The sequence below is a fragment of the Pseudomonas sp. ANT_J28 genome (assembly GCF_008370005.1).
Taxonomy (GTDB): domain Bacteria; phylum Pseudomonadota; class Gammaproteobacteria; order Pseudomonadales; family Pseudomonadaceae; genus Aquipseudomonas; species Aquipseudomonas frigoris.
Genome location: NZ_VOBM01000006.1, coordinates 39,876 through 60,055, shown reverse-complemented (window position 1 = coordinate 60,055; position 20,180 = coordinate 39,876). Strand labels below are relative to the sequence as shown.

General features: G+C 59.3%; 15 protein-coding genes. 6 read left to right on the top strand and 9 right to left on the bottom strand.

Annotation, left to right across the window (positions count from 1 at the left end):
- Positions 1 to 28: 28 nt before the first annotated feature.
- Positions 29 to 3,160, bottom strand: a complete 3,132-nt coding sequence (locus FQ187_RS05440) for a membrane-targeted effector domain-containing toxin (protein WP_149628703.1) — start codon at positions 3,158 to 3,160, stop codon at positions 29 to 31.
- A 247-nt stretch (positions 3,161 to 3,407) separates the two neighbouring features.
- On the opposite strand from FQ187_RS05440, the gene FQ187_RS05435 reads away from it, so the two are divergent.
- Both FQ187_RS05435 and tadA read left to right on the top strand, forming a co-directional pair.
- Complete coding sequence (locus tag FQ187_RS05435) at positions 3,408 to 4,784, top strand: multicopper oxidase family protein (RefSeq protein WP_149628702.1); 1,377 nt, start codon at positions 3,408 to 3,410, stop codon at positions 4,782 to 4,784.
- Complete coding sequence (tadA, locus tag FQ187_RS05430) at positions 4,784 to 5,278, top strand: tRNA adenosine(34) deaminase TadA (RefSeq protein ID WP_149628701.1); 495 nt, start codon at positions 4,784 to 4,786, stop codon at positions 5,276 to 5,278. The genes FQ187_RS05435 and tadA overlap by 1 nt, the downstream gene beginning before the upstream one ends.
- A gap of 89 nt (positions 5,279 to 5,367) precedes the next feature.
- Here tadA and cmoB read toward each other — a convergent pair whose 3' ends face one another.
- The 6 genes from cmoB to lon all read right to left on the bottom strand — a co-directional run bounded on the left by cmoB (position 5,368) and on the right by lon (position 11,518).
- The gene (gene cmoB / locus FQ187_RS05425) at positions 5,368 to 6,324 is read right to left on the bottom strand and encodes a tRNA 5-methoxyuridine(34)/uridine 5-oxyacetic acid(34) synthase CmoB (RefSeq protein WP_149628700.1); all 957 of its coding nucleotides are present in this window, start codon (positions 6,322 to 6,324) and stop codon (positions 5,368 to 5,370) included.
- A complete protein-coding gene (gene cmoA, locus FQ187_RS05420) occupies positions 6,321 to 7,100 on the bottom strand; it encodes a carboxy-S-adenosyl-L-methionine synthase CmoA (RefSeq protein WP_178122677.1) in 780 nt (259 codons plus the stop codon). The genes cmoB and cmoA overlap by 4 nt, the downstream gene beginning before the upstream one ends.
- A 173-nt stretch (positions 7,101 to 7,273) precedes the next feature.
- The gene (locus tag FQ187_RS05415; protein ID WP_149628699.1) at positions 7,274 to 7,762 is read right to left on the bottom strand and encodes a hypothetical protein; all 489 of its coding nucleotides are present in this window, start codon (positions 7,760 to 7,762) and stop codon (positions 7,274 to 7,276) included.
- A gap of 145 nt (positions 7,763 to 7,907) precedes the next feature.
- Entirely contained in the window at positions 7,908 to 8,558 is a 651-nt protein-coding gene (locus FQ187_RS05410; protein ID WP_149628698.1) for a lysoplasmalogenase, read from the bottom strand.
- A 2-nt stretch (positions 8,559 to 8,560) separates the two neighbouring features.
- Positions 8,561 to 8,953 (bottom strand): protease inhibitor I42 family protein, encoded by a 393-nt coding sequence (locus tag FQ187_RS05405; RefSeq protein WP_149628697.1) that lies wholly within the window; start codon positions 8,951 to 8,953, stop codon positions 8,561 to 8,563.
- A 147-nt stretch (positions 8,954 to 9,100) separates the two neighbouring features.
- On the bottom strand, positions 9,101 to 11,518 hold the full coding sequence (gene lon / locus FQ187_RS05400; protein WP_149628696.1) for an endopeptidase La: 2,418 nt from the start codon (positions 11,516 to 11,518) through the stop codon (positions 9,101 to 9,103).
- A gap of 331 nt (positions 11,519 to 11,849) precedes the next feature.
- On the opposite strand from lon, the gene FQ187_RS05395 reads away from it, so the two are divergent.
- From FQ187_RS05395 to FQ187_RS05380, 4 genes are read left to right on the top strand one after another with little or no spacing between them, the layout of a single operon-like run.
- Positions 11,850 to 12,527: a methylamine utilization protein gene (locus FQ187_RS05395; RefSeq protein WP_149628695.1), complete on the top strand. Its 678-nt coding sequence runs from the start codon at positions 11,850 to 11,852 to the stop codon at positions 12,525 to 12,527.
- On the top strand, positions 12,511 to 14,868 hold the full coding sequence (locus FQ187_RS05390; RefSeq protein WP_149628694.1) for a bifunctional diguanylate cyclase/phosphodiesterase: 2,358 nt from the start codon (positions 12,511 to 12,513) through the stop codon (positions 14,866 to 14,868). The genes FQ187_RS05395 and FQ187_RS05390 overlap by 17 nt, the downstream gene beginning before the upstream one ends.
- A 3-nt stretch (positions 14,869 to 14,871) precedes the next feature.
- On the top strand, positions 14,872 to 15,735 hold the full coding sequence (locus FQ187_RS05385) for a DUF3034 family protein (protein ID WP_149628693.1): 864 nt from the start codon (positions 14,872 to 14,874) through the stop codon (positions 15,733 to 15,735).
- Positions 15,735 to 16,154: a group 1 truncated hemoglobin gene (locus tag FQ187_RS05380; RefSeq protein WP_149628692.1), complete on the top strand. Its 420-nt coding sequence runs from the start codon at positions 15,735 to 15,737 to the stop codon at positions 16,152 to 16,154. The genes FQ187_RS05385 and FQ187_RS05380 overlap by 1 nt, the downstream gene beginning before the upstream one ends.
- 87 nt (positions 16,155 to 16,241) lie before the next feature.
- Here FQ187_RS05380 and FQ187_RS05375 read toward each other — a convergent pair whose 3' ends face one another.
- Together FQ187_RS05375 and FQ187_RS05370 are read right to left on the bottom strand one after the other, a co-directional pair.
- Positions 16,242 to 18,653 carry a glucose/quinate/shikimate family membrane-bound PQQ-dependent dehydrogenase gene (locus FQ187_RS05375; protein WP_149628691.1) on the bottom strand — a complete coding sequence of 804 codons (2,412 nt, stop codon included), beginning with the start codon at positions 18,651 to 18,653 and terminating at the stop codon, positions 16,242 to 16,244.
- A 90-nt stretch (positions 18,654 to 18,743) separates the two neighbouring features.
- Positions 18,744 to 20,126: a carbohydrate porin gene (locus FQ187_RS05370; protein ID WP_178122676.1), complete on the bottom strand. Its 1,383-nt coding sequence runs from the start codon at positions 20,124 to 20,126 to the stop codon at positions 18,744 to 18,746.
- Positions 20,127 to 20,180: the final 54 nt, after the last annotated feature.

Below are 20,180 nucleotides of genomic sequence, written 5' to 3'. Positions count from 1 at the left end.
GTGAGTGCAATTGCTGCTACAAAACGGGTCAAGTGGGAATGCGCGTTACCAGCCTCAGGCCTGAGTCGTTAAGGGAGCGGGACAGCGCGTCAATGCTGGGGAAAGGCACGCCGTTTTGCGGCCAGGAGGGCCGATGTACTACATAGTCGCCATTGGCTAGTCGCTGGACGGGCGTACGGGTGATCTGTTTTTCTCTGTTTTGGTGGAACAGGGTGTAGTCGCCTGCGTTCTTTTCGAACAGGTACTTGCCGGGTACATTGAGAAGCTTTTCCGTTTGCCGCTCGGTTCTGATGACCGGTGGTGCTTCAATTTGTAGGCGAAGGTCTGCATGAAACATCTCGGAAGTACCGCGCATTGTTTCGTGCTGGAGGATGGGGCCACGATCAATCTCGATGCCGGGATCCAGGGTAATGCCCAGGCTTTGGCCAGGATCGACCTCTTCTATTCGCAAGCCGATCCCCCCTCGCAGCTCACTGATGCCAGCCATCCCCCGGAAGGTATTGGTATTTTCCACTCCCGTTAAAACCACCCATTTCCCAGGATGGTTCAACGTGGTGTCAGCCTGCATGATCTGGTTCGTCAGGCTGTTGCTCATCATTTGCTCTTCAATCAGCCGGTCGGGGATTGGTTTTTTAAGCGTTACCGAGTTATCGATTGCCTGGACCCGGATGTTGTTTTGTTTTGCGCTCTTGATCAGTTCCAGTTCGTTGAAACGTCCGGCAGGGTCCTGGCCGATACTGATCAGGTAGTTTTTCAGATCCTCGGACATGTTCCCCGATTCGAAAAAGCTGTTCAGATCCTGCTGGGCAAAATCGCTGAGCAAGCCTCGCATGTAAATCGTGTTCACCCCCCGTTGAGCGAACTCGTGCATGTTTTCAATCATGAAGCGCAGGCTGGTAATGCGGTCCAGGGTTTCACCCACGACCAACCCATGGGTCACCTCGAACACTCGCTTAATCAGTTCGGCAATGCTCATGGGCTCGTCGACGGTAAATAACATTGGCCGAGGTGGCAGTTCGCTCCAGTTCAACTCATTGAAGAACCGTCCGGCGTCGCGCCTCAGATCCGCTAGTTTGCGGCTGTAGTAAGGTGCGTAAGAGTCTTCTACTGTGAGCCTGTTGTTAATGCGCATCACGCGCACATGAGTGCGTTGCAGATTCAAAGCCCATCCTCTGAGCTCTCGCTTGAATTGAGGATCCGCATCGTATGGCGTCTCCAGGGTGCGAAGGCGCGCCGGTGCGCGGGCTCCTGTCGAGGTACCTGCCTGTGCTTGAGGCGCTGCCCCATCGGAGGTGTTTGCTGTTTGCGCGGAATCGCCGTTGCTCGGTCCGGGTTTCGGTGTCGCTGGTTTGGAGAGGTTTTTACCACCACCCCTCAAACCGCCGCGCAAGATCATTTCCCACTCGTTTTCTTCATTCAGGCGAACTGGAATGTTGCGGTAAAACGAATAGGGATTGGTTGGGTCGATGATTGCCCAGCACTTCAGTTGGTTGTTGTAGCTCACCTGGAAAAAACGATCGTCCATGGCAATGTAATTGCCGCCGCCATTGGGTTGATACATACCCTTGTACTTACCGTCGTCACTGACCGGGAAGTAACCGTCAAGCACCTCATTGGTGTCAAACGGGGCGAGGATCTGGGCGTCGGTCGGACCCGCTTCGGCGATCGGCACAGGCAGCCCGGGTGGTGGCGTCAGTTCAGTTTCTGTCTGGGTTGCAAGCGCCTCTTGCGTCTCGGCGTACTCTCCAAGCTCGGCAGCGTCTGCCAGTTCAGCGGCACCCCACAGGAACGGCAAATTGAACAGGACATCCACACTGCCAAATATTGCAGCGGTGACGGCGGCCTTGCGCTCCATCGGAGTGGGGGCGTTGATGGCCTGGTCGATCTGCAATCCGACATTGGCGATGCCGGCACCGATAACCACCAGCGCCGCCGGCCATGCGAGCGCGGCCATTGGCCCGAAGGTGTGGTTGAAGGCGTTGAGATAGCCAATCCATAGTTTTTTCCTGATCTCGCCGTTGGAGCGCAGGAGGAAATTGGCGTCGCTGAGCATGCGCTCGTGGGTGGACTGACTGAGATGGCTGAACGCATCACCGACTATTTTTTCGCCACGGTAGTGCAGCAAATGATAATCCGCGACGTCATGTTTGCCGGGCAAAACGTCATAGGCATGGGTGAGGCCGACGTTATCAATCGGCGTTTCCTCGAACGCGTGAATGATCAGGCCAATGCCGGTGAAGTTGGCGAGCTTGTGCCCCAGCGAGGTCGGCCGTTCCTGAAAAATGTCGCGCTCTTGCTGTTTGAAGTGCATGAACATGCGTTCACGGCCTTCGGCGTCCTTGACCTCATCGACCAGCCATTGGTGCAACTCCTCGACCTTGTTGAAGCAGTAAAACCCCCTGGGTTCTCCCGGAAGGTAGAGGATGTTCAGGTCGTGCTCGTCGGTAAAGCTGAGGATGTCGGTCGAGTCGAATTGATCGATGCAGAATTTGCGGATGGTCAGACCGCTTCCCGGTTGCGCCTCGTCCGTCAGCATTGTTCGAGTCAGTGGCCGGCTAGCGTTGCTGGCGGCGGCTTGCATGACCAAGGTGAGTTGATCACCGGACAAATAGCCGCTCTCATAGCTTTCAATGGCTTTGGCGATGAAAGTGCATTTGGCCATGGCTCGAAAATCGGCACTGTGCTGTTCCCAGAACGTGGCGATGGCAGTCTTGTAGCGGTCGCTGAAGTTGATGTCCCAGAAGGCTTTCAGCGCATCCTTGGTGTGCAGGCGAATTTCGTTGGTTTCGTCGTAGTTTCCGGCATTGCCATCGGCGCGATAGAAGCCGCTGTCGGCGTCCAGAAGGTCAGCGTTATCCTGGTCGTGCACACTGAAACGCTGTATCACCAGTTGCGGGAAGGTCATCGACTCCCTGGGTTTTTCAAACACGTGTTGCCAGCCGGTAAAGGTCTTCGAACTGCTTTGCGCGGCGCGGAATCGGTGCCAGTAGACCTTGTCGGGTTCGATGTCGGTGATGTTGTGCTGGAGCAGAATGTCTTTGGCAACCTGATACGCCATGGCGTAGATGTCGGGGCAGTCGGCGACCAGGCCGGGGATCAGGGCGTGGAGCGCCAACACGTCGGTGGCGTCGGGCACGAATGTGTCGTTGGGATCGTCCATGATTCTCTCTTCGAAAGCGGGTGGAAGGTCGCTCACTATCTCAAGAAAGATCAGCTCGATCTGTAGGCCGTCGGGACGATAGCCGTGGCTGTTTGCGCAGGCGTTGAGTAGGACATCGAGCCTTGTCAGGTAGTCCCCGCCCTGCGGCCCATGGTCGCGTTGCTCTTACTGTTTCGCAGTTGCAGGTGTATCGTATTCGCCTTTTGCGGGCTCAGGCCTGCCGCTTTCAAGTGAGGTAGTCGCGTTCATGTCCTTTACCCGTCGCCAAATCCTCGGTGGCCTGGCCGGTCTTGTTGTCGTTGGTGTCGGAGCGGGGGGCGCGTCGCGGTACTGGTTGGGCAAGATGGCCGACGCCGACGCGGGCCACGACTACGAGCTGATCGCCGCACCGCTGGACGTTGAACTGGTGGCCGGGCACAAGACCGAAGCCTGGGCGTTCGGCCCGTCGGCGCCGGGCACCGAGTTGCGCGTGCGTCAGGGCGAGTGGCTGCGGGTACGTTTCATCAACCACCTGCCGGTCGCCACCACCATTCACTGGCACGGCATTCGCCTGCCGCTGGAAATGGACGGCGTGCCCTACGTCTCGCAGCTTCCAGTGCTGCCGGGCGAATACTTCGACTACAAATTCCGCGTGCCCGACGCTGGCAGCTACTGGTATCACCCGCATGTGAACAGCAGCGAAGAACTCGGTCGCGGGCTGGTCGGCCCGCTGATTATCGAAGAGCGCGAGCCTACCGGTTTCAAGTACGAGAAAACCTTGAGCCTCAAGAGCTGGCACGTCGATGAAGAGGGCGCTTTTGTCGCGTTCAGCATTCCTCGCGAAGCGGCCCGTGGTGGCACGGCGGGGCGTCTGTCGACCATCAACGGTGTCTCGCAAGCGGTGATCGAATTGCCCGCCGGGCAGATCACCCGGGTGCGCCTGCTCAACCTCGATAACACCCTGACCTACCGACTCAACATCCCTGGCGTCGAAGCGCAGATCTATGCGCTGGACGGCAACCCCATCGAACCGCGCCCATTGGGCAAGGAATACTGGCTTGGCCCGGGCATGCGTATCTGCCTGGCGATCAAAGCCCCGCCGGCCGGTGAGGAACTGTCCCTGCGCAATGGTCCGGTACGACTGGGCACGTTCCGTTCGGTGGCGAATGCCGATGCACCGACCGAATGGCCACCCGCGTTGCCCGCCAACCCGGTGGCCGAGCCGGACCTGGCCAACGCGGAGAAACTCAACTTCAATTTCGAATGGGTAGGCTCAGTGTCGGTGAACGTCGACAATGGCAAGCCGCCGAGCCTGTGGCAGATCAACGGCAAGGCCTGGGACATCACCGACAAAACCTGCGCCGACCGCCCGATTGCCAAGCTCGAGAAGGGCAAGAGCTACATTTTCGAATTGAAAAACATGACTCAGTATCAACACCCGATTCATCTGCACGGCATGAGCTTCAAGGTCATCGCCTCAAACCGGCACAAGGTCATACCGTACTTCACTGACACCTACTTGCTGGGCAAGAACGAACGCGCGCAAGTGGCGCTGGTGGCGGATAACCCAGGGGTGTGGATGTTTCACTGTCATGTGATCGATCACATGGAAACCGGCCTGATGGCCGCTATCGAGGTGGCCTGATGCGTCAGATACGCCCGACAGCAATCATCGACCGCAGCCGCGATCGTGACTTCATGCGCGAAGCGTTGGCGCTCGCCGCTCAAGGCGCGGCGCTCGGTGAAGTGCCGGTGGGCGCGGTGCTGGTGCAGGACGGTGAAATCATCGGTCGGGGTTTCAACTGCCCGATCAGCGGCAACGACCCGAGTGCTCACGCTGAGATGGTCGCGATCCGCGCTGCCGCGTTGGCAGCCAGCAATTATCGTCTGCCCGGCAGCACGCTCTACGTGACGCTTGAGCCGTGCAGCATGTGCGCCGGGCTGATCGTGCATTCGCGGATTGCGCGGGTGGTGTATGGGGCGCTGGAGCCGAAGGCCGGGATTGTGCAGAGTCAGGGGCAGTTTTTTGCCCAAGGCTTTTTGAATCACCGGGTGCTGTACGAAGGCGGGGTTTTGGCGGAAGAGTGTGGGGCCGTATTAAGCGAGTTCTTCAAGGCTCGAAGAGCCAGTAGAGACTGAGATCGCCAAGATCGCAGCCTGCGGCAGCTCCTACATTGAAATGCGATCCACCTGGAGCTGCCGAAGGCTGCGATCTTTTGATCTTGCCTTTACTTGCGGGCCACGATCACGGCGCGCATCGGCGCCGGCAGCCCTTCAACCGTCTTGCTGTGATCTTCCGGATCAAGGAAATCGCTCAGCGACTGATACTTCATCCACTCCGTCCCGCGTTGTTCCTCGACCGTCGTCACGCTCACGTCAACACAGCGAACATCCGTGAACCCGGCCCGGCGCAGCCACAGCTCCAGCGCCGGTACCGACGGCAGGAACCACACGTTGCGCATCTGCGCATAACGGTCTTCCGGTACCAGCACCTGCTGCTGATCGCCCTCGATCACCAGCGTCTCCAGCACCAATTCACCGCCCTTGACCAGGCAATCCTTCAGCGCCAGCAAATGCTCGATCGGTGAACGACGGTGATAAAACACGCCCATGGAAAACACCGTGTCAAAGCCTTCCAGATTCGGCGGCAAGTCTTCGAAAGGGAACGGCAAGTGCCAGGCATTGGGCTCGGACAGGTATCGCTGCACCGCCTGGAACTGGCAGAAGAACAGCCAGTTCGGGTCAACACCAATCACGCTGTCGGCCCCGGCACCGAGCATGCGCCACATGTAGTAGCCGTTGCCGCAACCCACATCGAGGATGCGTTTACCCTTCAGATCCAGATGCGGTGCAACCCGCGACCACTTCCAGTCCGAACGCCATTCCGTGTCGACGTGCACACCAAACAAATCGAACGGCCCTTTGCGCCACGGCGATAGGCCCATCAGCGCGGTACGCATTTGCGCGCGGGTTTCATCATCGCAATCGGTGTCCAGCGTCAGGCCGTTGAGCAGGTCGACTTCGCTGGGCTGAATCTTTGGCAAGGCGTCCAGCGCACTCTGCCAACGCTCCAGATCGCCGTGACCCTTTTCCATTTTCTTGTCGAGTTGCGCTTGCAGAGTGTTGGCCCAATCGGCCAGCGGCGTGCCGGCCAAACGGCGGGCGAGGGGGGACAGATCAATCATGGCAAGGCAATCAACGAGGCAAAGTTAAGACACTGGAACCACGGCACGACTTTCGAGAACCCGGCGGCCAGCAGGCGCTCGCGGTGTTCTTCGAGGCTGTCGGGCTTCATGACGTTTTCGATGGCGCTGCGCTTCTGGGCGATTTCCAGTTCGCTGTAGCCGTTGGCGCGTTTGAACGCGACATGCAGGTCAGTGAGCAGCGCATGTTCTTCGAGGTCGTTGAAGCGCAGCTTCTCCGACAGAATCAGCGCGCCACCGGGCAACAGCGATTGGCGGATACGCGAGAGCAACGCCGTGCGCTGTTCCGGGGCGATGAATTGCAGGGTGAAGTTCAGCGCCACCACCGAGGCTGGCTGGAATTCGAGGGCCAGGATGTCGCCTTCGATCACTTCGACCGGCAGCAGCTCCTGGAACATCGAGTCCTGACCGTTGAGGTATTCGCGGCAACGCTCGACCATCGCCGCCGAGTTATCCACAGCGATGACGCGGCAGCCGTCGGTCCGCACGTGCCGGCGCAAGGCCTGGGTCACGGCACCGAGGGACGAACCCAGGTCGTAAAGGACGCTGTTTGGCTGTGCGAACTGCGCGGCGAGTACGCCAAGGTTTTCAACAATGGTCGGATAACCCGGCACCGAGCGCTTGATCATGTCCGGGAACACCCGCACCACGTCCTCGTTAAAGGCGAAGTCAGGCACCTGGGCCAAAGGCTGGGCGAAAAGGCGATCGGGTTCTTTGCTCACGGTGGTTCCAGCGGCATAGGTGGAAAAGGCCGGCATTTTAGCCAAATTGACGGGGGGATGCGCGGGTTGTCTGATAAAGCGTGAGAGATGTCTGGCGGGGATTCTGACCAGTGAAGGTCAGGGAGTAGCATGTAGAGAGGAAACGCTAATTGAAAAATGATTGGACACGTCCCAAAACTGAGACGTGTCCAATCATTACTTAAATGTGATTACAACGGTTTCATCAGCACGATATAGGTAGATTGGCCAGCGACTTTAAGCTCTTCATTCCTATCGTCTACCCCTTTGAAATCAAATTTGATTTGATAATGCAGTTTCTCAGAACTGCTCTCGACCGCTTCTACCGAGAAAGAACCGCTCTTGGGCTTATATGAAAAAGAGGTGGTATAGCCAGGGATGGTTCCGGTTTCGAAGTAATAGACATTTTCGAAGGGGAAATTTTGATCTGTGACTGAATAGGTGCCGGATTTGATGTTTTTATCAAATATCAGCACCAGACCTTTTTTACTTCTATGCGAGTAGTCTTGTGTATTCGTCCGAGTGATCAGCGCAATTAGATTGCTATTGGGATCGGCTTCGAACTCGACAATTTGACTATCAAACTTCACCCTGTTTGAAACTGTGGCTTGAGTTTCCGCACTGACGGTAATAATTGAATCTGCAGAAGCGATTGTGTTTTTGCCTTTAAAAAAACTCATAAGATTCTTCCTTGCATTAAATGTGTGGTGGGTTACGGCACTCAAATAATAAGTTCGCAAGAAACGCCGGGCTACTGTCAGATTTGACAGTTGTTTATAACGTTTGGCGATAGATGAAAAATTTTATGCTATTACGAAAAACAATTTATTCCGTTCCAACGACCGTACCTTTCTTGCCAAACGCCGAGGCCGCAATCCCCCATTGCCCGAGCCAGTAACTAAGGATGATCACATAAGGCGCTGCTTCAAACGGCACCACGAATCGACTGATGCCAATGACGCTGTCCGAGAACACAAACGCCACCGCACCGCCAGCCGCCAGCAGCGCCGAGCGTCTCGGCACTTCGGTCCCAAGCCGGGCCAGCGCCCGCCAGAGCATTGCGCTGATGGCCAATCCGTAAACAATCACCGGGATCAGCAACGGACCCAGTCCGTGGGAAATCAAAATCCCCAGCAGCACCGCGCCAACACCCAGCGCAATCAGCAATGGCAACAACGCCAACCGCCGGCAATCGCTCAAATAGGCCTTCAGATACGCCAAGTGGGCAACCAAAAACGCCCCAAGCCCGAACACAAACAAATCCCCCGGCCACGCCAGCAGCACATCGCCGAGCAGGGAGAAAATCAGTCCAAGGCTGATCCAGCGCCGATATTCGCTGGGCGGTGCGTCATGTAACCAGCCGAGCAGGGCCAATACCGGTAGCGGTTTGACCAGCAGACACAACAACGCGGCATGCACGCTGAGGCCATAAAGGAACGTCACCGCGCCCATCAGCGCCAGAATCAGCCAGCTCACGATCAGTTAACCGAGATTGCGCAGTCGAAAGATTCCACTGCCGGTACTTCCGGTGCCCATGGCTGTGAGTAGGTCAGGCGCAAACGGCCCGTGCCCGCGGCGAAGGACTGGAAGCGCCAGGTCGAGATGCCGGCGCTGCCGACGATCCCCGCGTCTGCCGGGTTGCTGTAGACCTCTGGGCTGAGCGCGCGCAATACGCCACCGGCCGAATCCTGGATTGCCCAGCGGTAACCCGTGGTCGGGTTGCTTGGCAGGGTCAGGATCAGGTTTTGCCCGCTGTGCAGTTTTACCGGGCATTCGCTTTGTTTTTCCACGGTCACGTTCTGTTTCGGTTGCGTGGCGCACGCGGCCAGCAAGGAGAGGGCGAGGGGGACAAACAGGCGGGTGGGGGACATAAGGTCAGTGGCTCCGGCATTCACGACGAACGGCGAGCATAACTGAAGATGAGACAAAGTGTGACGGCAACGCGAAGCCGTCGTTGTTAGTGCCGACGCCATCGCGGGCAAGCCCGCGATGGCGTCGGTACTGACGCTATAGTTCTGTCAGAACAGAATCTTCGCCACATCCGCAAAGCGCTTGGCGAAATGCACGGTAATCCCTTCCTTCAGATAATCCGGCAATTCTTCAAAGCTACCTCGATTAGGCTCCGGCAGAATCAATTCAAAGATCTTCTGCCGCCGCGCCGCAATTACCTTTTCGCGCACGCCGCCAATCGGCAGTACATGCCCGGTCAGCGTCAGTTCGCCGGTCATGGCGATGCCTTTTTTAGGCGCCTGGTTTCGGGCGAGCGAGAGCAGGGCGCTGGCCATGGTCACGCCGGCACTCGGGCCGTCTTTTGGGGTGGCGCCTTCCGGGACGTGCAAGTGAACGAAAGCTTCGTCGAAGAACTTCGGATCACCGCCAAACGACTTCAGGTTGGAGCTGACGTAGCTGTAGGCGATTTCTGCCGACTCTTTCATCACGTCACCCAATTGCCCGGTGAGTTTGAAACCACGGTTCAAGGTGTGAATGCGCGTGGCTTCGATCGGCAAGGTCGCGCCGCCCATGCTGGTCCAGGCCAGCCCGGTGATGACCCCGGTACCGGACAGCACTTGCTCGTTACGGAACACCGGATGGCCGAGTGAGGACTCGAGGTCTTTCGGGCCGAGCTTGATCACCGCTTTCGGCTCGTCGATCAGTTTCACAACGGCTTTGCGCACCAGTTTGCCCAGTTGTTTTTCCAACTGCCGCACGCCGGCTTCACGGGCGTATCCGTCGATCAAAGCTTTGAGGGCGCTGTCGCTGATGCTCAGGCTGCCTTTGGACACGCCGGCCTTTTCCAGTTGCTTGGGCCACAGGTGACGTTTGGCGATGGCGATTTTTTCTTCGGTGATGTAACCCGACAGGCGAATAATTTCCATCCGGTCCAGCAACGGTCCGGGAATTGAATCCAGGGTGTTGGCGGTGCAGATGAACAGCACTTTCGACAGGTCCAGACGCAAGTCCAGGTAGTGGTCGAGGAATTCGACGTTCTGTTCCGGGTCGAGGGTTTCCAGGAGCGCCGAGGCCGGGTCGCCCTGGTAGCTTTGGCCCATCTTGTCGATCTCGTCGAGCATGATCACCGGGTTCATCACTTCGACATCTTTCAACGCATGGACGAGTTTGCCCGGTTGCGCGCCGATGTAGGTGCGGCGGTGGCCCTTGATCTCGGCTTCGTCGCGCATCCCTCCGAGGCTGAAGCGGTAGAACGGCCGACCGAGGGATTCGGCGATGGATTTGCCGACACTGGTTTTACCTACGCCCGGCGGGCCGACCAGCAGCACGATTGAGCCGCTGATCTCGCCTTTGTAGGCCCCGACGGCGAGGAACTCGAGGATGCGGTCCTTGATGTCGTCGAGGCCGGCATGGTGTTTGTCCAGCACCTTGCGTGCGTGCTTGAGGTCAAGTTTGTCCTCGCCGTACACGCCCCACGGCACCGAGGTTGCCCAGTCGAGGTAGTTGCGGGTGACCGCATACTCCGGCGAACCGGTTTCGAGGATCGACAGCTTGTTCATTTCCTCTTCGACGCGTTTTTGCGCCTGAGCGGGCAGAACCTTGCCTTCCAGGCGCTGTTCGAACTGCTCGATGTCGGCGCTGCGGTCGTCCTTGGTCAGGCCCAGCTCTTGCTGGATGACCTTGAGTTGTTCCTTGAGGAAGAACTCGCGCTGATGCTCGCCGATCTTGCGGTTAACTTCGGCGGAGATTTCTTTCTGCAGGCGCGCGACTTCGACTTCCTTGCGCAGCATCGGCAGGACTTTTTCCATGCGCTTGAGCATTGGCACGCAGTCGAGCACTTCTTGCAGGTCGCTGCCGGTGGCCGAAGTCAGTGCGGCGGCGAAGTCGGTCAGCGGCGATGGGTCGTTGGGGCTGAAACGGTTGAGGTAGTTCTTCAGCTCTTCGCTGTACAGCGGGTTGAGCGGCAGCAGTTCCTTGATCGCATTGATCAGCGCCATGCCGTAAGCCTTGACCTCGTCGGTCGGCTCGGTGGGTTGGTGCGGGTATTCGACTTCAACCAGGTACGGCGGGCGATGGTGTTTGAGCCAGGTGCGGATGCGCACGCGAGTCAGGCCTTGGGCGACGAATTGCAGTTTGCCGTTTTCGCGACTGGCGTGGTGCACCTTGACCAGGGTGCCGTAGAGCGGCAGGGCCGAGGTGTCGAAATGGCGCGGATCTTCCTGGGGCGTGTCCATGTAGAACAGGGCCAGGGAGTGGTGATCGGATTTGCTCACAAGATCCAGCGTTTCAGCCCACGGTTCTTCATTGACGATGACCGGCAGCACTTGGGCCGGGAAGAACGGGCGGTTGTGGATCGGGATGATGTAGACCTTGTCCGGCAGGTTCTGGCCTGGCAGGGCGAGGCCTTTGCCGGTGGAGTGGTGTTCGGCGTTCTCTGGGTCGGCGTATTCGCTCGGGTCTTCGGGGAATTCTTGCTGGTCGCTCATGGGGCACCTGCGCAATTGGGTATGGGTGTTAGATGGGGCAGGTGGGGGGTGGTTTCAATGGCGATGGATATTTCAGGGTGTGTTCAGGATTTTGACAGGTCATTGCCCGATAGGACGTTCGTCCCGTCTTCAGTTTTTTCATTCGTGGTCGATAACCTATACAGAAGCTAACTTGTTGCATAAGTTTTGGCCGGACGAGCGGTCATCTGTCATGTGCTATTCAGTGATGGCACTTGGCCTTAATTCAGGCATCATCCCCTTCGTGTCGGGCTTCAGTACGATCCTATCGCCAAGGCAGGCCATTTCGACTCCCTGACTTTTTGGAAGCCTCATGGCCCGTTTGATTTCTGCTTTATTCATAGCCGCAGCGCTCTGCCTCATTGGTTTGGCCAATGCCGCGCCGCTGCAAATCCAGATGCACGATCAAAATGGCAAATCCCTGGCCGATGCGGTCGTCACCCTGCAAGGTCCGGGCGGTCTGCCGGTGGGCGCGCTCAAGGCCGACATGGACCAGCGCAGTCAGCAATTCGCGCCCCACGTGCTGGCGGTGCACACCGGCACGCCGATCAAATTTCCCAACAGCGACAACATCCGCCATCAGGTCTATTCGTTTTCGCCGGCCAAGCGCTTTGAACTGCGGCTGTACGAAGGCACGCCGTCCGACCCGGTGCTGTTCGACAAACCTGGCGTGGTGGTGCTCGGCTGCAACATTCACGACTGGATGCTCGGCTACGTCTATGTCACCGATGACCCGCGTTTCGGAGTGACCGACGCCCAAGGCCAATTGACCCTCGACGCGCCGGCCGGGGTTTATCACGCCACCCTCTGGCACCCGCAAGCCTCGGGGATGCAACCGGTCGACGGCGGCGAAGTAAAAATCGCTGGGGCCGGCCTCACGCAGGCCTTCACCCTGACCATCGAGGCCCAGGCCGAGCAAACCCCGACCGCGCCCGCACCGAGTGCCTTTGGCGATGCCTTTAAGCGAGCCGCCCATGAAACTACGCAGTAGCTTTCAGGCGCGGGTCGCCTGTGTCCTGATTCTGCTGTTGCTGGTGGTGGTCGGCGCGCTGTACTTCAGCGTGAAGGCGGCGACCAACTCGGCGGTGCGCGGCCAGGCCAGTGCGCAATTGGAAGTCGGCACACGGGTATTCGAACGGTTACTGGAAGTGCGGGGCCGACGGCTGGCCGACGGCGCGCAGTTGCTCGCAGCGGATTTCGGTTTTCGCGAAGCGGTGGCCAGCGGCGACGCGGCGACCATGGCCTCGGTGCTGCTCAACCATGGCAAACGCATCAATGCCAGCGACATGATTTTGCTGGGCATGGACGGCAAGGTCCTGGCCAGCACCCTCGATGACGTCGTCGAAGGTACGCCGTTCCGCTACGACCAAGCCTTGCGAGAAGCCCGACGCACGCAACAGACCATGGTGATCGTGCCGTTGCAGGGCAAACCGCATTTGTTGGTGGAAGCCATGGTGCTGGCGCCGCTGCCGATCGCTCGGGTGGTCATGGGGTTCAGCATGGACGCAAGTTGGGCGGCTGAATTGCAGTCGCTGACCAACCTTGAAGTGTCGTTCCTCACCGTCGATCGCCAGCACGTCGGCGAGTTGGTTAGCACCCAGCCCAGTGCCATGAACGACAGCCTCATGCGATTAATGCTCGGCAGTCGGCAGGGCAGCCAGGTGCAGTTGAGTGAGCTTCACGATCAGAATTTCCTCGGCCAGTCGTTGATGCTGGCGAGTGCTCCGCAAGGCAGCGATAACCAGGTGATCGCGCTGTTGCAAAGTCCGCTGGATGTAGCGATGCAAGCCTTCGCGCCGCTGGATGAAAAGATCCTCGGCATTGCCTTGGTGGCGTTGCTCGGCTCGCTGGCCGGCGCCTTGTTACTGGCCCGTGGTGTGTCGCAACCGGTGCGCGCGCTGGCCGAGGCCGCCGAGCGGATTGGTCAGGGCGATTACCAGACGCCGGTCAGCCTCAAGCGCAGCGATGAACTGGGCCTGCTCGCCACGGCGTTCAATTCCATGCAAAGCGGCATCGCCGAGCGTGAACTGCAACTGGCCCACAACGCTTTGCACGACCCACTCACCGGCCTGCCCAATCGCACGCTGGCGATGGAACGCTTGGGCAGTGCGATCTCCGCACAACGACCGATGGCGCTGGTGTACATGGGCATCGATAACCTGCGGGCAATCAACGAAACCGCTGGCCCTGAGTCGGTCGATCAACTACTGCGCCAGACCGGCGAACGCCTGCAAGTCGCGCTGCGCCCCGGCGATACCGTGGCGCATTTGATTGCCGATGAATTCCTGTTGTTACTCGACGGTATGGACAGTGACGCAGCTGTGGCGGTGGCCGATCAGCTTCAACAATTGTTGCTCAAGCCCCAACGCATCAACGGCCATGACCTGATGCTTGAGTGTCGTATGGGCATCGCGGCCTATCTCGTGGATGGCTTGAGCGCGCACACCTTGCTGGAGCGCGCCGCGATTGCGATGAAAGACGCGGCGCAATTGCCCGGTCGCCTGCAAATCTACGAACAGGGCCGTGACCTCGTACATCGTCGCCAGATCACCCTGATCCGTGACTTGCGCCACGCCGCAAGCAATGGCGAATTCCTGCTGCATTACCAGCCCAAACTCGACATCAGCAAAGGCCATGTACGCCAGGCAGAAGCCTTGCTGCGCTGGCAGCATCCGCAATTTGGCATGGTCTCGCCGGCAGAATTCATTCCCTTGGCCGAGCGCACCGGCAGCATTCAAACGTTGACTAATTGGGTGATCGGCGAAGGCATGCGCCAGCTCTCGGAATGGAATCGCCGGGGCCTGCGTTTGCAGCTGTCGCTGAACATTTCTGCCGAGGACTTGCTCAGTGATGACCTGGCCGAGCGGGTCTCGGCGCTGTTGCGCGATTATCGCTTGCCGGCTGAACAATTGATTTTCGAAATCACCGAAAGCGCGGTCATGCGTGAACCGGAGCGAGCCCTGAAAGTGCTGCATCGGTTGCGTGATTGCGGCATCAGTTTGTCGGTGGATGACTTCGGCACCGGTTACTCATCGCTGGCACACCTCAAGCGTTTGCCGGTGCAAGAGTTGAAGATCGATCAGTCCTTCGTTCGCGATCTGGATGAAACCAGCGAGGACGCGGTGATCGTTCGTTCGACCATCGAAATGAGCCATAACCTGGGACTCAAAGTGGTGGCCGAGGGCGTTGAATATGCCCACAGCCTGCGTTTGCTCGAACGCTGGCAGTGCGACACGGCGCAGGGTTATCTCATCAGTCGCCCGCTGAGCGCGGCGGCGTTCGAAGCTTGGGTGGCGTTGCCCCTGAGCGCTCAAACTTCCATGGTTCATTGATTCATGACTTCACGTTTTTCCCTGTTGCTCGGCTGTCTCGTCGGCCTGACCCTGCAAACCGCCGTGGCCGATAACGGTCGTCTGATCGCCACCGGCGGCGCCAGCAGCCTCGAAGGTACGGCGGGCGGTGGCATCACGCCGTGGGCGGTGCTCGCCGGTTATGGCGAAAAGAATGAGTGGGGCGCCACGGCGTTCGCCACCACCGTCAACCTGCCGGACTATCGGCTGGATGTGGCGGGTCTCGCGTTGGCCTATGACAACCGCGTTGAATTGTCCTTTGCCCGGCAACGCTTTGATCTCGGTTCGTTGGTGCACAAGCTGAACCTGCCGCAAGACAGCCTCGGACAGGACGTGCTTGGGGTGAAGATTCGGCTGTTTGGCGACGTGATCTACGACGACTTGCCGCAGGTTTCGTTGGGACTGGAATACAAACATCAGCGTGATTTTTTGATCCCCAGCCTGGTTGGCGCCAAGCGTGACAGCGATACCGAAGGTTATCTGGCCGCCAGTCGTTTGTTCATGGGCGCAGCGTTTGGCTACAACCTGTTGGTCAATGGCAGCTTGCGTTACAGCCGTGCGAACGAGTTGGGGTTGCTGGGGTTTGGCGGTGATCGTCGCGACTCGCGCAGCCTGTTGAAAGAAGGTTCGGTCGCGGTGCTGTTCAATCCGCGTTGGGCGGTGGGCGTTGAGTATCGAGAGAAACCAGACAACCTGTCGTTCTCCGGGGAAAGCGATTGGGCGGACCTGTTTATCGGCTATTTCCCCAACAAGCATGTCTCGGTGGTGTTGGCCTACGCCCGGCTCGGCGAAATCGCCACGCTGGATAACCAGAACGGCACGTATCTGTCGATCCAGGGGAGTTTCTGATGCGGATTTTCCCTCTGATTCTGGCGCTGCTGTTGAGTGCCTGCGTACAGCAACCGCCCAAGGACGACAGCCTCTACCGCGACCTCGGCGAGCGTCCGGGGATCACTCGGATTGTTGAAGGCATGTTGCTGAAAATCGCCAGGGATGAACGCATCGTCGAGCGTTTTCGCAAGATTGATATCCAGCGCCTGCGGGACAAACTGATCGAACAGTTCTGCGTCGAAGCGGGCGGCCCTTGTGTGTACACCGGCGACAGCATGGCCGAGAGTCACAAGGGTCAGAACGTCAGCCGCAGCGACTTCAATGCACTGGTCGAAGACCTTATCGCCGCGATGGATGAACAGGGCATCAGCGTCCCCGTACAAAACTGCTTGATCGCCAGACTGGCACCCATGCGCCCTGACGTGATTGAGAAATAACACCGTCCGATTGCGTTTATGCCCGCTGCGTAGAAAAAAAGGCGACCCCCTCACAGGAGTCGCCTTTCCTTTAACCGCCGCTAAAACTTACTCGGACAGTTTGTACGCAATCACGTAGTCACCTTGCTTGGTGCCCAGCGACCCATGACCGCCCGCAACGACCAGCACGTATTGCTTGCCGTCTTTTCCGGTGTAGGTCATCGGCGTGGTTTGCGCGCCTGCTGGCAGGCGGCCTTCCCACAACTGCTTGCCGTTTTTCACGTCGTAGGCGCGCAGGTACTGGTCGAGGGTGCCGCTCAGGAAACCAACGCCGCCAGCAGTGACGAAGGTACCGCCCAGGCTAGGCACGCCCATGCTCAACGGAATCGGAACCGGCGAGCTGTCGCGCACGGTGCCGTTTTTGTGTTTCCAGATGATTTTGCTGGTGGTCAGGTCGACCGCTGTCACGTAACCCCAGGCCGGTGCCTGGCACGGCAGGCCCAGTGGCGAGAGCAGGGGTTCGAGGATGACGCCGTATGGCGCGCCTTTGTTCGGCTGCACGCCTTCGGTTTCGCTTTTACGCGGGCCTTGGGCGGCGATTTCGGCGGCCGGGATCAGTTTCGATTTGAACGCCATGTAGTCCGGGTTCATGAAAGCAATCTGACGCACCGGGTCAACCGAGATGCCGCCCCAGTCGAACACGCCGAAGTTGCCTGGGTACACGATCGAACCTTGCAGCGATGGCGGCGTGAACGGGCCGTCGTAGCGCATGGATTTGAAGTCGATCCGGCAGATCAGTTGGTCGAACGGGGTGACGCCCCACATGTCGCGTTCTTTGAGCGGCGGCGGCATCAGGTTCAGGTCGGATTTCGGTTGGGTTGGTGAAGTGTGATCACCTTCGACAGCGCCTTGTGGCACCGGCACTTCGTTGATCGGCACGATGGCCTTGCCGGTGCTGCGGTCCAGCACGTAGATGCTGCCTTGCTTGGTGGACGCGAGTACCGCTGGCTTCACGCCGTCTGCGGTTTTCAGGTCCATCAGGGTTGGCTGGCCGCCGACGTCCATGTCCCACAGGTCGTGGTGGGTGAACTGGAAGTGCCAGCGCACCTTGCCGGTGGCGATGTCGAGCGCGGTCAGGCCGGCGGCGTGCAGTTCCGATTCTGGCGTACGCGCGCCACCGAACTGGTCCGGGGTCTGGTTGCCCATCGGCAGGTAAAGCATGCCGAGTTTTTCGTCGACCGAGAACATGGACCACATGTTCGGCGAGTTGCGGGTGTAGACCTTGCCTTCGGCAATCGGCGTGGTGTCGTCCGGGTTGCCACTGTCCCAGTTCCACACCAGTTTGCCGGTGTGCACGTCGAACGCGCGGATCACGCCGCTAGGCTCGTCGGTGGAGACGTTGTCGGTGACGTGGCCCCCAATCACCACCAGGTCTTTAGTGACCGCTGGCGGTGAGGTGGAGTAGTAACCGCCCGCAGTGAAGCCGCCGATGTTGGCGCGCAGATCAACCTGGCCCTTGTCGCCAAAGTCTTCGCACATTTTGCCGGTGTCGGCGTCGAGGGCGATCAGACGGGTGTCGGCCGTCGGCAGGAAGATCCGGCGTGGGCAGACGCTGCTGACCGGCGCAGGGTTGGCGGTGCCCGTCGGGCTTTGCGCGGACGCGTAAGGGGCGTCATCGTGATACGTCACGCCACGGCAGGTCATGTGCGCCCAACCCTTGAAGTTCGCCGCGTTTTGCGTGGAGAGCTTCGGATCGAAACGCCAGATTTCCTTGCCGGTGTCCGGGTCCAGCGCGATCACCTGGCTGTGCGGCGTGCAGACATAGAGCATGCCGTTGACTTTCAGCGGGGTGTTTTCGGCGGTGGTTTCGCCCGGGTCGTTCGGCCCTGGCAGGTCGCCGGTGCGGAAGGTCCAGGCCGGAACGAGTTTGTTCGCGTTCTGCGGGGTGATCTGCGCCAGTGGCGAGTAACGATCGCCGTGAGCGCTGCGGCCGTAGGAATTCCAGTCACCGTCGGGCATGGCCGGGGCGGTGTTGGTCATGCCTGGCACGCTGTCGCGGTCCAGTTGGCCTTTGATTTCACCCGGGTTGGTGAATTGGCTGGCCAGCGCAGCAACGCCCGCCAGCACCACGGCCACGCTCAGTGCGCCGGTGCCCATCGGCGCAGGGCCAGTGAGCAACAGCGGACGGCGGAACCACGGCAGCAACATGACGATGCCCAGCGCAAAGAGCATGGCCAGACGCGGCACCAGTTGCCACCAATCGAGGCCGACTTCCCACAAGGCCCAAACGGTGCTGGCGAACAGCACCAGTGCGTAAAGGCCCAGTGCAGCGCGGCGAGCGACAATCAGCAGCACGCCGGTCAGCGCCAGGCCGATACCGGCCAGCAGGTAATACAGCGAGCCGCCGAGCATGCTCAGCTTGATCCCGCCTGCCAGCATGGCCAGGCCCAGTAGCAAAAGCAGGATACCGAGCAGGCTCGGCAGCAGACGGCTTCGACTCAAAGCACCATCAGTGCTCATAGTGTGGTTCTCCGTGACGTTTTAAGTAGTCCCGCGCAAGTTCACTGTAGATGACGATCCGGTGCGGGCAGGGTTCATTAAGAAACTGGGTTAGAAGGACGATTGCACTTTGATACCGCCAATCAGCGCGTCATCGACCTGGTCCACGCCACCGGGGTGGCGGATGTATTGCAGGTTCGGGCGCACGGTCAGCCAGTTCGTGACGTGCACGCCGTAATAGAGTTCGGCGCTGTATTCGGTGTCCTGCGGTGGCAGGAAGGACGGGTCGTTGTAGTCGAACACGGCGCGGGCCTGATTGGTCGCCTCGGCGTTCTTGCGATAGGCCGGGTTGACGTGGACGCGGGCCAGGGCGAAGCCGATGTCGTCGCGGGCACGGGCATCGAACAAGCCTTTGTAGACGACGCCCGCCTGGACATAGTTGTCGATGGCGTTGGTCTTCTTGTCGTGCATCGTGCCGTTGGCGAACACGCTCAGGCCGCGGGAGTTATCGCTGGCGCGGCTGGTCAATTGCTGCTGCACACCGAGCCACACACCGTGTTTGCTCGAAGCGCTGCGGTAAGCCTCGCCACTCAGGGCGGCGGGCTGGCCGTTGCTGTCCTTGTAGACATCAGTGGCCTTCGCGTTGCTGTAGTAATACCCCGCGCGGTATTCGCCCGGCAGGCCATTGAGCTTAGGCGACCAGACCAGTTCCACCGGCAGGATCGCGCCCTGGGTGCCGCTGCCGCTGAGCTTGAAGCCATTGTCGCGTTCAAGGTTCGACGGGTTTTGCTCGTAGGCGCCGACCTGCGCGTACAGCTCCGGCGTCAGGTGATATTTGACCCGCATCGCCCACTGGCTGACCGGCCAGTTGTACCAGATGCCACCGACCCAGTTGCCGACTTGCGAGCCGCAGAACGCCAGGTTCTGGAAGTCGCAGGGGAAGCTGTTGAAGTCTTCGCCTTCGCCGAAACGGCCGACTTTGATGTCGAGCTTCTGATCGAAGAATTTCTGCTGATACCACATCTGCGTCAGGCGCCATGTCTGCCCGCGGCCCCAGACTTCCTGAGCCGAGGTGAACCCGCCCACCCGTGGGTCGTTGATGCGGTCGTTGCTGATGTTGTTGCCGTTGCGCTCGGTGAGGGTCAGCTGAAATTCGGCGTCGTCCCAGCCCAGAATCTTCTGCAAGTCCATGTGGGTGCCGAGGCCGAACTGGTCGCTATAGCGAGCCGTGCGGTCATGGTCGTAGCCGCCGTGCAGATTGCTGCCCATTTCGCCGGTGTAATCGACTTTGAAGTCGTAGCCTTTTTCCGAAAGGTCGGTGCGCGTGCCGTTCCAGTCGCCGAGCATCCACGGCGACCCGCTGTCGAAGGCCGGAGCGGCCTGGGTGCAAGTGGCGAGGCCCAGCGCGGTGAATCCGCCGATCAGGTTCAGGGCTTTTCGACGAGCAATAGCGATGCAGACAGCGCTGTCTCGCGGAGTTTTAAGATAAGGCATAGGGGAAGTAATTCTGGGTCTTTTTCTGGGAAGTGAACTGAAGCGGCAGTATGT